Origin of the sequence: Olsenella porci (assembly GCF_009695875.1) — a bacterium.
In the GTDB taxonomy this organism is placed as follows: Bacteria; Actinomycetota; Coriobacteriia; order Coriobacteriales; family Atopobiaceae; genus Olsenella_H; species Olsenella_H porci.
Window position 1 is genome coordinate 326,956 of record NZ_VUNC01000001.1, and the last position, 13,359, is coordinate 340,314.

Below are 13,359 nucleotides of genomic sequence, written 5' to 3' on the forward strand. Positions count from 1 at the left end.
CGTGGCAGATTTCGATACCACCGATTTCGACGCTATAAAGATCTCGCTCGCCTCCGCAGACGAGATTCGCAGCTGGTCGCACGGCGAGGTCAAGAAGCCCGAGACCATCAACTACCGCACCCTCAAGCCCGAGAAGGACGGCCTCTTCTGCGAGAAGATCTTTGGCCCCACCAAGGACTGGGAGTGCGCCTGCGGCAAGTACAAGGGCATCCGGTTCAAGGGCATCGTGTGCGAGCGCTGCGGCGTCGAGGTCACCAGCGCCAAGGTTCGCCGCGAGCGCATGGGCCACATCGAGCTCGCAGCTCCCGTGAGCCACATCTGGTACTTCAAGAGCCCCGCGACCTTCCCCCTGGCCCGCCTGCTCGACATGAAGAGCAAGGACCTGGAGAAGATCCTGTACTTCGCCTCCTACGTCATCACCAGCGTCGATGCGGAGGCTCGCGAGGCTGACGCCGACGACCTCAAGGAGGAGCTGGCCGCCGACATCGAGGAGCTCGACGCCGAGCGCGACGACGAGATCGAGCGCCTCAAGGCCCAGGGCGAGCCCTCCGAGGATGGCTTCGACGACGTCGAGCCCCTCTCGCAGGACGAGATCAGGGCCGGCATCGTCGACCTCGAGGAGGAGTACGAGGAGGAGAAGCAGCTCCGCAAGGACGCCTTCGACAAGTTCATGAGCCTGGAGGAGCGCGAGCTCATCTCCGATGAGCAGCTCTTCTCCGAGATGCGTCGCTACTACTCCATCTACTTCAAGGGTGGCATGGGCGCCGAGGCCGTCCGCGAGCTCCTTCGCGGCATCGACCTGGGGGAGGAGGCCGAGAGGCTCCGCGCCATCATCTCGTCCGAGGATTCCCAGAAGCAGAAGAAGGAGCGCGCGGTCAAGCGTCTCGAGATCGTGGACGCCTTCCTGCAGGGCGGCAACGACCCCGCCAACATGATCCTGGACGTCATCCCCGTGATTCCGCCCGACCTGCGCCCCATGGTGCAGCTCGACGGCGGCCGCTTTGCTGCGTCCGACCTCAACGACCTCTACCGTCGCGTCATCAACCGAAACAACCGCCTCAAGAGGCTGCTCGACCTTGATGCACCCGCGATCATCGTCAACAACGAGAAGCGCATGCTCCAGGAGTCGGTCGACGCCCTCTTCGACAACGGTCGTCGAGGCCGCCCCGTCACCGGGCGTGGTGGGCGTCCCCTCAAGTCGCTCGCCGAGGCCCTCAAGGGTAAGCAGGGCCGCTTCCGCCAGAACCTGCTCGGCAAGCGCGTCGACTACTCCGGCCGTTCGGTCATCGTCGTCGACCCGCACCTCAAGCTGCACCAGTGCGGCCTCCCCTCGGCCATGGCGCTCGAGCTCTTCAAGCCGTTCGTGATGCGTCGCCTGGTCGAGCTCGGCAAGGTCGAGAACATCAAGGGCGCCAAGCGCGCCATCGACCGCGGGGCCCCTGCGGTGTGGGACGTGCTCGACGAGGTCATCAAGGGCCGCCTGGTCCTGCTCAACCGCGCCCCGACCCTCCACCGCCTGTCCATCCAGGCGTTCGAGCCTGTTCTGGTCGAGGGTAAGGCCATCCACCTGCATCCGCTGGTCTGCGCGCCGTTTAACGCAGACTTCGACGGCGACCAGATGTCCGTGCACGTGCCCCTGTCCACCCAGGCGCAGACCGAGGCCCGCGTGCTCATGCTCTCGAGCAACAACCTGCGCTCGCCGGCATCCGGTAAGGTGCTCACCGTGCCCTCCCAGGACATGGTCTTTGGCGTGTACTTCCTCACCACCGAGAAGGACGGCCTCAAGGGCGAGGGCCGCGTGTTCGCCAGCTTTGACGACGCGCTGCTCGCGTTTGACGAGCTCGCCGGCATCGACATCCAGGCCAAGATCTACGTGCGCGTCTCTGCCGCAGATGCCAATCTGGAGAAGGACGGAAGAAAGTACTTCCGCGTGAGGCAGGGAAAGTCCGACTTCGAGGACTTCGACGTCACCGACGGCACCGTGCGCTTCGAGACCACCGTCGGCCGCGTGATCTTCAATCGCCAGTGCCTGCCGCACGACTACCCGTACATGAACTACAAGATGGTCAAGGGCGACATCGCAGCCCTGGTCAACGACTGCTGCGACCGCTACAGCACCTCTGCCGTCGAGCCGATCCTAGACGCCATCAAGCAGGTGGGCTTCCACTACGCCACCCGCGCTGGCCTCACCATCTCGGTGTGGGATGCCGTCATCCCCGAGGACAAGCCTCAGCTCCTGGAGGAGGCGCAGGGCAAGGTCGACGAGATCAACGAGTACTACGAGGACGGCTTCCTGTCCGAGAGGGAGCGCCACGCCGAGGTCATCAACGCCTGGACGGAGTGCACCGACCTCCTGGGCACCGAGATGCTGCAGGGCTTCGCCGAGGACAACCCCATCTACATGATGGCCGATTCCGGCGCCCGTGGCTCCAAGACCCAGCTCCGTCAGCTCGCCGGCATGCGCGGCCTCATGGCCGATATGTCCGGCGACACCATCGACCTCCCGATTAAGGCAAACTTCCGTGAGGGCCTGCAGCCGCTGGAGTACTTCATCTCCACCTACGGCGCGCGCAAGGGCCTCGTTGACACCGCCTCGCACACATCCGACTCCGGCTACCTCACCCGTCGTCTGGTCGACGTCGCACAGGACGTCATCGTGCGCGAGGAGGACTGCGGTACGGACGAGGCCGTGACCTACGACCTCATCAAGCCGGGCGAGACGGACGTGGACACCGACCTCATCGGTCGCTGCGCGCTCCACGACGTCACCGACCCCACCACCGGCGAGGTCATCATCCCCGCTGGCGGATACGTGGAGACGAAGGAAGACCTGCAGCGCATGGTCGATGCAGGCCTCAGGAAGGTCGAGCTGCGCGCCCTGCTCACCTGCAAGTCCAAGTACGGCGTGTGCCAGAAGTGCTACGGCTGGGACCTTTCCACTCGTCGTCCGGTCAACATCGGTACCTCCGTCGGCATCATCGCCGCCCAGTCCATCGGCGAGCCGGGCACCCAGCTCACGATGCGCACCATTCACTCCGGCGGCGTCGCAGGCGCTGACGACATCACGCAGGGCCTCCCCACGGTCGCCCGCATGTTCGACGTCGTCGGCAACGTCAACGAGAAGATCCTCGGTCGCGAGGCCGACCTCGCACCGGTCTCGGGCATCCTGCGCATCACGCCCGAGCAGTCCGAGTACCTGCTCCAGATCAAGGATGCCAACGACGAGTCCCGCATCGTTGCCGAGTGGCGCGTCCCCGCGTCCGTGCGCTTCATGCCGGGCTTTGAGGATGGCTGTGAGGTTCGTGCGGGCGACCAGATCACCCGTGGCTTCGTGAACTTCCGCAAGCTGCGCAAGCTCACCGACATCGAGTCGACCATGCACACGTTCGTCAAGTCCGTCAAGGACGTGTACACCTCGCAGGGCGTTGACCTCAACGACAAGCACATCGAGGTTATCGCGCGTCAGATGCTTCGTCGCGTCCAGGTGACCAACCCCGGTGACTCCACGTACCTCCTTGGCCAGTACGTCGACCGTTACGTGTTCGCGGAGACCGTGCGCAACATCGCGCTCGCCGGCGGCACGCCTCCCGAGGCGGAGCCCGTGATCCTGGGCACCCTCAAGGTCGCAAGCTCCATCGACTCCTGGCTGTCCAGCGCGTCGTTCATCCGCACTGCTGGCGTCCTCACCGAGAGCGCCATCAAGGGTGAGGTGGACCACCTGCTCGACCTCAAGTCCAACGTCATCGTGGGCAAGAAGATCCCCGCCGGCACCGGCCTCAAGGCCTACGACGACGTGGAGCTCACCTACCACGGCCAGAAGATCGACGGTCCCACCTCCCCGCTGGCTAAGAGCCTGCCCGAGTGGGCGCCCGACGAGCTCAAGGGCATCGAGGAGCAGCTGCCCAAGCAGCTCGACTGGATTGGCGACGACTACGGCTACGGCGGCGTGTACTCCAAGAACGGCCGCACGCTTTCCAGCGAGGACGCAAAGCTGTACCTGTTCGACGACCTCGGCGTCTCGCAGCGCTGGACCAACAAGTTCAGCGAGGTGGGGATCGAGACGGTGGGTGACCTCATCGGCAAGACCGAGGACGACCTCCTCCGCATTGACGGCATCGGAGCCAAGGCGATCGAGGAGCTTCGTGAGGGCCTGGAGGCACGCAACCTCCTATACATCCTGGAGCCCGACGAGGACGAGGCCGACAGCGAGGACCTCTCCCAGCTGCTCAACATGGTCTTCTCGCCTGATGCCGACAACGACATCATGCTGGGGACTGCGGCGCCAGCCAAGCACGACTCCGCCGGGGACGACGAACTCATCGGCGCGCCCTCCACGGACGAGTCCGACCAGGGACAGGTCATCAACGAGGACCTGGGCTCCCTGCACGACCTCCTTTCGCAGGTCGAGAAGAACGAGGCCTCCGAGGACGGCGAGTAGCGTCCCGGTGGAACACGTAAGGTAGGAAGGGGAGGCCCCATCACCGCCAGGGTGGTGGGGCCTCCCTGCATCCGGGCCATGAGGACCGGCGGAAAGGGGTGTGCCGATGGCAGCTATGGACGAAGACATGTGCCCCCTCGAGGAGTACCTGGCAAACGACGACGTCGTGTACAGCGCGACGCAGATATTCGACGCCCTCAGCGACTCGACCAGGTTCCAGATCCTCGGGGTCCTCACGCAAGGCGACAGGGCGGTGGGGGAGCTCACCGAGGTCTGCCACGTGTCGCAGAGCGCAATCTCCCACCAGCTCCGCCTGCTCAGGGACCGTGGCCTCGTCGCCTCTCGCCGCGAGGGCCAGCGGGTGATCTACTCGCTCACGGACGACCACGTGAGGATGCTCATACGCACGGGCCTTCAGCACGCCGCCGAGGAGGTCGCGCCGGTCGAGTAGGCCACGGGATCATCTGTGTACGTGGCGTGAAGAGGGGATACGCCCGGTACCGTGGCTTTTTGACAACTGCGAAATGCGCGCGTAATCTGCAACATCGGCTTGTTTTGGGCGTGAACGTGCGCACACAACGATCCAGGGCGTCGGTGCTGAGGCGTCCTTGACACATAGGTGCTCGCGCACCACCAACCGTACGTCTCAAGAAGGAGAGAAGCTTTGCCTACCATCAACCAGCTCGTCCGCCAGGGCCGCGTTTCTCACAAGGCCAAGTCCAAGAACGCAGCACTGCAGCACAACCCCCAGAAGCGTGGCGTGTGCACCCGCGTCTTCACCACCACCCCCAAGAAGCCTAACTCCGCACTCCGCAAGGTCGCCCGTGTGCGCCTCGTCAACGGCATCGAGGTCACGGCCTATATCCCCGGTGAGGGCCACAACCTGCAGGAGCACTCCATCGTCCTCATCCGTGGCGGCCGCGTGCGCGACCTCCCTGGCGTGCGTTACAAGATCATCCGCGGCGCCTATGACTGCGCGGCAGTTCAGGACCGCAAGAAGGCTCGCTCCCGCTACGGCGCCAAGCGCCCCAAGGAGTAGGCACTTCCCAACGTCTGAATTAGCTCTCGAACATTAGGAGATACAATATGCCGCGTCGTGCAGCAGCAGTCCGTCGCGAGGTCACTCCCGACGCCGTCTACAACAACCGTCTCGTGACCCAGCTGATCAACAAGGTCCTCCTCGATGGCAAGAAGGCCACCGCTGAGCGCATCGTCTACGGTGCCTTCGACATCATCAAGGAGAAGACCGAGCAGGACCCCGTGGCCGTCTTCAAGAAGGCCATGGACAACGTCCGCCCCACCCTCGAGGTCAAGCCTCGCCGCGTCGGCGGCGCCACCTATCAGGTGCCCATGGAGGTCAACTCCCGTCGCGCTACCACCCTCGCCATCCGCTGGATCGTCAACTTCTCCCGCGCCCGCAAGGAGAACACCATGGCCCAGCGCCTTGCCAACGAGCTCATGGATGCCGCCAACGGCGTGGGCGCGTCCGTCAAGAAGCGTGAGGACCTCTTCAAGATGGCAGAGGCCAACCGTGCGTTCTCTCACTACCGTTTCTAGTTCGGGACACGAGGAGTAACCACACATGGCAAAGGTTAAGTACAAGCTCGAGGACCTCCGCAACATCGGCATCATGGCCCACATCGACGCCGGTAAGACCACCACGACGGAGCGCATCCTCTACTACACCGGCAAGACGCACAAGATCGGTGAGGTCCACGACGGCGCTGCAACCATGGACTGGATGGTCCAGGAGCAGGAGCGCGGCGTGACTATCACCTCCGCGGCAACCACGTGCTTCTGGAAGGACCACGTCATCCAGATCATCGACACCCCTGGCCACGTTGACTTCACCGCCGAGGTCGAGCGCTGCCTGCGCGTCCTCGATGGTGCCGTCGCCGTGTTCGACGCCGTCGCCGGAGTTCAGCCGCAGTCTGAGACCGTCTGGCGCCAGGCCGCCAACTACGGCGTCCCCCGCATCGCCTTCATCAACAAGTACGACCGCGTGGGCGCTGACTTCTTCAACGCGATCGAGACCATGAAGGACCGCCTTGGCGCCGTTGCCGTTGCCGCCCAGATCCCCATGGGCGCCGAGTCCAACTTCTGGGGTCTCATCGACCTCGTCACCAACACCGCCTGGGACTTCAAGGAAGATGCCAAGGGCATGATCTACCCCGAGCCCATGGACGAGATTCCTGACGAGTTCAAGGACATCGCCGCCGAGAAGCGCGAGGAGCTCCTTGACGCGGCCTCCAACTTCGACGACGAGCTGATGGAGCTCATCCTCGAGGAGAAGGAGGTGCCCGTCGACCTGCTCAAGAAGGCCATCCGCAAGGGCGTCATCGCCAACGAGCTCAACCCCGTCTTCGTGGGCTCCGCCTACAAGAACAAGGGCATCCAGGAGCTCCTCGACGCCGTCGTGGACTACCTCCCCAGCCCGCTCGACGTCAAGGAGATCGACGGCAAGAACCTCAAGGGTGAGCCCGAGGTCCGTCACGCGGACTTCAAGGAGCCCTTCTCGGCCCTCGCCTTCAAGATCATGACCGACCCCTTCGTCGGCAAGCTTACCTACATCCGCGTGTACTCTGGTCAGGCGGAGGCGGGCAGCTACGTCTACAACTCCGTCAAGGACGGCCGCGAGCGCCTCGGCCGCATCCTCGAGATGAACGCCAACGACCGCGTCGACCGTGACGAGTGCTCCGCTGGCGACATCGTTGCCTGCGTCGGCCTCAAGAACACCTCGACCGGCGATACGCTCTGCGACGAGAAGCACCCCATCGTGCTCGAGTCCATCGACTTCGCCGACCCCGTCATCGACGTCGCAGTCGAGCCCAAGTCCAAGGCCGAGCAGGACAAGATGTCCGTCGGTCTCGCCAAGCTGGCCGAGGAGGACCCGACCTTCCGCGTCCACACCGACCACGAGACCGGCCAGACCATCATCGCCGGCATGGGCGAGCTTCACCTCGAGATCATCGTCGACCGTCTGCGCCGCGAGTTCCACGTCGACTGCAACGTGGGCAAGCCCCAGGTCGCCTATCGCGAGACCGCCGGTCACGCCGTCCAGCATGTTCAGGGCAAGTTCGTCCGCCAGTCCGGTGGCCGCGGCCAGTACGGCGACGCGATCATCGACATGGAGCCCATGGAGCCCGGCTTTGGCTACGAGTTCGTTGACGCCACCGTCGGCGGCGCCATCCCCAAGGAGTACATCCCCTCGGTTGACAAGGGCATTCAGGAGGCGCTCGAGAGCGGTGTTATCGCCGGCTACCCCGTCCAGGACATCAAGGTGACCCTGGTCGACGGCTCCTACCACGAGGTCGACTCGTCCGAGGCCGCCTTCAAGATCGCCGGCTCCATGGCCATCAAGAAGGCCCTGCAGGAGTCCGACCCCGTGCTCCTCGAGCCCGTCGAGCAGGTCGAGGTGGAGACGCCCGAGCAGTACATGGGCGACGTCATGGGCAACCTCTCTGGCCGCCGCGGCAAGATCGAGGGCATGGAGGACCGCAAGAACACCAAGCTCATCCGCGCCAAGGTACCCCTGGGCGAGATGTTCGGCTACGCCACCGACCTTCGCTCCCAGACTCAGGGCCGCGCCTCGTACACCATGCAGTTCGACTCGTACGAGCCGGTTCCCAAGAACATCCGCGAGCAGATTGTCGCCAAGAACGGCGGGAACGAGTAAGTAACGTAGCCAACGGCAGCGCGGGCGACACCGCGCAAGCCCATCGATGGAGGTATTACAAGTGTCAAGCCAGAAGATCAGGATTCGCCTCAAGGGCTACGATCACGAGGTCGTTGACCAGTCCGCGAAGCTCATCGTCGACACCGCCCAGAAGACCGGCGCCCGCGTTTCCGGCCCCATTCCCCTGCCCACCGAGCGCAACCTCTACACGGTCATCCGCTCCCCGCACAAGGACAAGGACTCCCGCGAGCAGTTCGAGATGCGCACCCACAAGCGCCTCATCGACATCCTCGACCCCTCCAGCTCCACGGTCGACTCCCTCATGAGGCTCGACCTCCCCGCCGGGGTTGACATCGAGATCAAGCTCTAGGAATCAGAGCGCATTGGTTTGGGAGGCCCCCCGCCTTGCGGAGGGCCTCCTTGTATGTTGGCCACCAAGAGACTTCTGGGTGTCTACGAGGGAAATTGTTGTTTCATTGTGAACACGGCCCCGGGAGTGTACACTAGTCAAGCTGCTTCGATTGCGGGATACCTGTGTGTCTCGTGGTCGGGCCAATGTCAGATGTGGTCCGCTGGGGGAGGGCAAAGGGTTGCCCGTCGGTCCCATGACCACCGAGGGTTAGGAAAGAGTATGGTCAGCACGATTCTTGGCCGCAAGATCGGGATGACGCAGGTCTGGGACGAGAACGACAACGTCGTCCCCGTGACCGTCATCCAGGCCGGCCCCTGCGTTGTCTCGCAGGTCAAAACCAAGGCCACCGACGGCTACGATGCCGTCCAGATTGGCTTTGGCGACATCACTTCCAAGCACGTCAACAAGCCCATGCAGGGTCACTTCGACGCCCACGGCGTCGCGCCCATGCGCTTCCTGCGCGAGGTCCGCGTCGAGAACGGCGAGGAGCACAACTGCGGCGACAAGGTGACCGTTGCTGACTTCTCCGAGGTCAAGGCCGTCGATGTCACCGGCACCTCCAAGGGCAAGGGCTTCCAGGGCACCATCAAGCGCTGGAACTTCGCCTGCGGCCCCATGACCCACGGTTCCCGCAACCAGCGCGAGCCGGGCTCCATCGGCCAGTGCGCATATCCCGCACGCGTCCGCAAGGGCCTTCACATGTGCGGTCACATGGGCAACGAGCGCGTGACCGTCAAGAACCTCAAGCTCGTTCGTGTCGACGCCGAGCAGAACCTCCTGCTTGTCAAGGGCGCGGTCCCCGGCGCAAAGAACGCCTTCGTCTCCGTCCGCATGGCCTAAGGGCCCAGCACGACCACAAGCCCCAAGGCTAACAAGGAGGACAGAATGTCCAAGATCGAAGTAAAGAACGTTGAGGGGAAGGCGACCGGAGAGGTCGAGCTCCCCGACGGCGTCTATGGTATCGAGCCTAACATCCCCGTCGTGCACCGTGTCGTGGTGGCCTACGAGGCCAGCCAGCGCCAGGGCACGCACTCCACCAAGAACCGCAAGCATGTCTCCGGTGGCGGCGCTAAGCCCTTCCGTCAGAAGGGCACCGGCCGTGCGCGCCAGGGCACCATTCGCGCCCCGCAGTTCAGGGGAGGCGGCGTCGTCTTTGGGCCTACGCCCCACAGCCACGCCCTCCGCGTGAACATCAAGGAGAAGAAGCTCGCCATGCGCTCCGTGCTCTCCGGCAAGGTGGCCGACTCCGAGCTCGTCCTCGTTGAGGGCATGCAGTTTGATGCCCCCAAGACCAAGCAGGCCGTCTCTGCGCTCAACGCCCTCGGCCTCTCCGACAAGCGCGTGACCGTCGTGGTTCCCGACGACGATGTCAACACGTACCTCTCCTTCCGCAACCTTCCCAAGGTCACGGTTATCGGTCGCTCCGAGGCCAACACCCGTTACCTCATCGACAACGCCGCTCTCGTGATGTCTCCCGAGATCGCCAAGTTCTTCGGGGAGGTGCTCGCATAATGAACTCCGTCTACAATGTGATCGTCCGCCCGGTTATCTCCGAGCGTTCCTTCGACCTGATGGCGCAGAACAAGTACACCTTCGAGGTTGCCCGCCAGGCTGCCAAGGGTGAGATTGCCGACGCGGTCGAGAAGCTCTTCAACGTGCACGTCGAGAAGGTCAACACCCTTTGGGTCAAGCCCAAGAACAAGCGTGTTCGCTACCAGTACGGCAAGACCCGTACTTGGAAGAAGGCTGTCGTCACCATCGCCGATGGTGAGCAGATTGAGATCTTTGCTAACCAGCAGTCCGACGAGGACTAGCTAGTACTTGGTTGCTCGAGCCTCCTCTGGAGGCCGGGCAACTATGCCGCGCACTAGGGATACGCGCGGTACCGTGGTAATCCGGTGTCGTCTCACCGGGGCCTTGCGCCCCATTCCCTGAGCGAGACGGCCAACGGAAAAGAAAGGGAAACGCAATGGGAGTCAAGCACCTCAAGCCCACGAGCGCAGGCCGTCGTTGGCAGACCGTCTCCGACTTCTCGGAGATCACCACCAACAAGCCCGAGAAGTCTCTCCTCGAGCCCCTGCCCAAGAAGGCCGGCCGCAACAACAACGGTCGCATCACTACCCGTCACCAGGGCGGCGGCCACAAGCGCATGTATCGTCGCATAGACTTCAAGCGCCGCAAGGACGACGTGCCCGCCAAGGTCGCTACCATCGAGTACGACCCCAACCGCAGCGCACGCATCGCCCTGCTCCACTACGCTGACGGCGCCAAGGCCTACATCCTCGCGCCCGAGGGCCTGCACGTTGGCGACACCGTCATCTCCGGCGAGAAGGACATCGACATCAAGCCCGGCAACTGCACCACGCTGGCCCAGATTCCCGTGGGCACGCTCGTGCACGCCGTCGAGTTCCAGCCCGGCCGCGGCGCTGCAATGGCTCGCGCCGCCGGAACCTCCGTCCAGCTCATGGGCAAGGACAACGGCTACGCCGTCCTCCGCATGCCCTCCTCCGAGCTGCGTCGCGTGCTCCTCACCTGCCGCGCCACCATCGGCGAGGTCGGCAACGCCGAGCACAGCAACATCGTCATCGGCAAGGCAGGTCGTCACCGCTGGATGGGCGTCCGTCCGACCGTCCGTGGTACGGTCATGAACCCCGTCGACCACCCGCACGGCGGCGGCGAGGGCAAGAACCACACCTCCGGCCGTCCCTCGGTCACCCCTTGGGGCAAGCCCACGAAGGGCTACAAAACGCGCGACCCCAAGAAGGCGTCGAACCGCCTCATCATCCGTCGTCGCTCGAAGTAGTCGGAACACGAGTAATAGGAGAAACCAAGAATGAGCAGAAGTCTCAAGAAGGGTCCGTATGTGGAGACTCGCCTCCTTGCGCGTGTCACCGCAATGAACGAGGCGGGCAAGAAGGAGGTCGTGAAGACCTGGTCGCGCTCCTCCACCATCTTCCCCGAGATGGTTGGCCACACGATCGCCGTTCACGACGGCCGCAAGCATGTCCCCGTCTACATCACCGAGTCCATGGTTGGTCACAAGCTTGGCGAGTTCGCTCCCACTCGTACCTTCCGCGGCCACAAGGCTAACTAGGAGGGCATGAGAGATGGCTAAGAACACCGCCGCCACAAACGAGGTCCACGCCACCGCCAAGTACGTGCGCATGGCTCCTCGCAAGGTTCGTATGGTCGTTGACCAGATTCGAAACAAGTCCGTCGACAAGGCGCTGGAGACCCTTCAGTTCTCCACCCGCGCCGCTGCCGAGCCCGTCGCCAAGGTCGTTCGCTCCGCCGTCGCTAACGCGGTGAACAACAACAACCTTCGCGAGGACGACCTCGTCATCAAGTACGCGTACGTGGACGAGGGCCCCACGCTCAAGCGCATCCGTCCCCGCGCCAAGGGCTCCGCTTCTCGCATCAACAAGCGCACGAGCCACATCACCGTCGTCGTCGCACCTCGAAAGGAGGCGTAGGGAAAGCATGGGTCAGAAGGTTCAGCCTACCGGCTTCCGTCTCGGCATCACCGAGGAGTGGCGTTCCCGTTGGTACGCCGATAAGAAGGACTACGCCAAGAAGCTTGGCAACGACCTCGAGATTCGCAAGTTCCTCGAGAAGCGCCTCGCCTCCGCCGCCCTCGCCCGCGTCGACATCGAGCGCGCTGGTGACAAGGTGAAGGTCACCATCTACACCGCGCGCCCCGGCATCGTCATCGGCAAGAAGGGTGCCGAGATCGACGCCCTCCGTGGCGAGCTCGAGAAGGTCGCCGGCGTGAGCAAGGGCAACATCAACGTCGACGTCATCGAGGTCAAGCGCCCCGAGCTCGACGCCCAGCTCGTCGCTCAGTCCATCGCCGAGCAGCTCGAGGGCCGCATCGCCTTCCGTCGTGCCATGCGCAAGGCCGTTCAGTCCGCCCGCAAGGCCGGTGCCAAGGGCATCCGCATCCAGTGCTCCGGTCGTCTCAACGGCGCCGAGATGGGCCGCCGCGAGTGGTACCGCGAGGGCCGCGTGCCCCTGCACACCCTGCGCGCCAAGATCGACTTCGGCGTGGCCACCGCTCACACCACCATGGGTGCCTGCGGCGTGAAGGTTTGGATCTACCAGGGCGAGCAGCTTCCCGGCCAGCCCGCGCTGCACCCGCAGCTCGAGGGCACCAGCCGTCCTCGCCGTGGTCGCAATGAGAGGAGGGGCCGCTAATGCTCGCACCTAAGCGCGTTCTTCACCGCAAGGTTCAGCGTGGCTCCATGAAGGGCCACGCCAAGGGCAACACCGAGCTGCACTTTGGCCAGTACGGCCTGGTCGCGCTTGAGGCCCACTGGATCACCAACCGCCAGATCGAGGCTGCTCGTATCGCCATGACCCGACAGATGAAGCGTGGCGGCAAGGTCTGGATCACCATCTTCCCCGACAAGCCCATCACCAAGAAGCCGGCAGAGACCCGCATGGGTTCCGGCAAGGGCAACCCCGAGGAGTGGGTGGCTGTCGTGAAGCCCGGTCGCGTCATGTTCGAGCTTGGCGAGATTGACGAGGCTACCGCCAAGGAAGCCCTGCGTCTGGCTCAGCACAAGCTCCCCATCAAGACCAAGATCATCACCCGCGCTGAGCAGGACGGGGAGGCAAAGTAGATGAAGTACAAGGAGATCCGCGAGCTCAGTGACGAGGAGCTCGCCCAGAAGCTCGAGGACGGCCGCGCAGAGCTCTTCAACCTGCGCTTCCAGATGGCCACCAGCCAGCTGGACAACACCGCCCGCGTCACTCTCGTGAAGCGCGATATCGCTCGCATCCAGACCGAGATTCGCGCTCGCCAGATCGCGGCCGAAGCCGCTAAGAACTAGA

Annotated in this window: 15 protein-coding genes; all 15 read left to right on the top strand. The window is 64.0% G+C overall.

Annotation, left to right across the window (positions count from 1 at the left end; all coding sequences use genetic code 11):
- Position 1 precedes the first annotated feature (1 nt).
- The 15 genes from FYJ68_RS01480 (at position 2) to rpmC (ending at position 13,358) form a co-directional block, all read left to right on the top strand.
- Positions 2-4,438 (top strand): DNA-directed RNA polymerase subunit beta', encoded by a 4,437-nt coding sequence (locus tag FYJ68_RS01480; RefSeq protein ID WP_326832149.1) that lies wholly within the window; start codon positions 2-4, stop codon positions 4,436-4,438.
- 106 nt (positions 4,439-4,544) lie between these two features.
- Positions 4,545-4,889, top strand: coding sequence for an ArsR/SmtB family transcription factor (locus tag FYJ68_RS01485; protein WP_229771938.1), 345 nt, complete (start codon positions 4,545-4,547; stop codon positions 4,887-4,889).
- Positions 4,890-5,102: 213 nt separating this feature from the next.
- Entirely contained in the window at positions 5,103-5,477 is a 375-nt protein-coding gene (rpsL, locus tag FYJ68_RS01490; protein WP_154433536.1) for a 30S ribosomal protein S12, read from the top strand.
- 47 nt (positions 5,478-5,524) lie between these two features.
- Positions 5,525-5,995, top strand: coding sequence for a 30S ribosomal protein S7 (gene rpsG, locus FYJ68_RS01495; protein WP_154433537.1), 471 nt, complete (start codon positions 5,525-5,527; stop codon positions 5,993-5,995).
- Positions 5,996-6,020: 25 nt separating this feature from the next.
- Entirely contained in the window at positions 6,021-8,114 is a 2,094-nt protein-coding gene (gene fusA / locus FYJ68_RS01500) for an elongation factor G (RefSeq protein WP_154433538.1), read from the top strand.
- A 61-nt stretch (positions 8,115-8,175) separates the two neighbouring features.
- Positions 8,176-8,484, top strand: coding sequence for a 30S ribosomal protein S10 (rpsJ, locus tag FYJ68_RS01505; protein WP_326832150.1), 309 nt, complete (start codon positions 8,176-8,178; stop codon positions 8,482-8,484).
- 261 nt (positions 8,485-8,745) lie between these two features.
- On the top strand, positions 8,746-9,366 hold the full coding sequence (rplC, locus tag FYJ68_RS01510) for a 50S ribosomal protein L3 (RefSeq protein ID WP_154433540.1): 621 nt from the start codon (positions 8,746-8,748) through the stop codon (positions 9,364-9,366).
- A gap of 45 nt (positions 9,367-9,411) precedes the next feature.
- Positions 9,412-10,038 carry a 50S ribosomal protein L4 gene (gene rplD, locus FYJ68_RS01515; protein WP_154433541.1) on the top strand — a complete coding sequence of 209 codons (627 nt, stop codon included), beginning with the start codon at positions 9,412-9,414 and terminating at the stop codon, positions 10,036-10,038.
- On the top strand, positions 10,038-10,340 hold the full coding sequence (gene rplW, locus FYJ68_RS01520; protein WP_154433542.1) for a 50S ribosomal protein L23: 303 nt from the start codon (positions 10,038-10,040) through the stop codon (positions 10,338-10,340). The genes rplD and rplW overlap by 1 nt, the downstream gene beginning before the upstream one ends.
- Positions 10,341-10,495: 155 nt before the next feature.
- A complete protein-coding gene (rplB, locus tag FYJ68_RS01525) occupies positions 10,496-11,329 on the top strand; it encodes a 50S ribosomal protein L2 (RefSeq protein WP_154433543.1) in 834 nt (277 codons plus the stop codon).
- Positions 11,330-11,359: 30 nt separating this feature from the next.
- Positions 11,360-11,620: a 30S ribosomal protein S19 gene (rpsS, locus tag FYJ68_RS01530; RefSeq protein ID WP_154433544.1), complete on the top strand. Its 261-nt coding sequence runs from the start codon at positions 11,360-11,362 to the stop codon at positions 11,618-11,620.
- 13 nt (positions 11,621-11,633) lie between these two features.
- Positions 11,634-11,999 carry a 50S ribosomal protein L22 gene (rplV, locus tag FYJ68_RS01535; RefSeq protein WP_154433545.1) on the top strand — a complete coding sequence of 122 codons (366 nt, stop codon included), beginning with the start codon at positions 11,634-11,636 and terminating at the stop codon, positions 11,997-11,999.
- 7 nt (positions 12,000-12,006) lie between these two features.
- Positions 12,007-12,720, top strand: coding sequence for a 30S ribosomal protein S3 (rpsC, locus tag FYJ68_RS01540; protein WP_154433546.1), 714 nt, complete (start codon positions 12,007-12,009; stop codon positions 12,718-12,720).
- Entirely contained in the window at positions 12,720-13,148 is a 429-nt protein-coding gene (rplP, locus tag FYJ68_RS01545) for a 50S ribosomal protein L16 (RefSeq protein WP_154433547.1), read from the top strand. The genes rpsC and rplP overlap by 1 nt, the downstream gene beginning before the upstream one ends.
- Positions 13,149-13,358, top strand: coding sequence for a 50S ribosomal protein L29 (gene rpmC, locus FYJ68_RS01550; RefSeq protein WP_154433548.1), 210 nt, complete (start codon positions 13,149-13,151; stop codon positions 13,356-13,358).
- Position 13,359 lies beyond the last annotated feature (1 nt).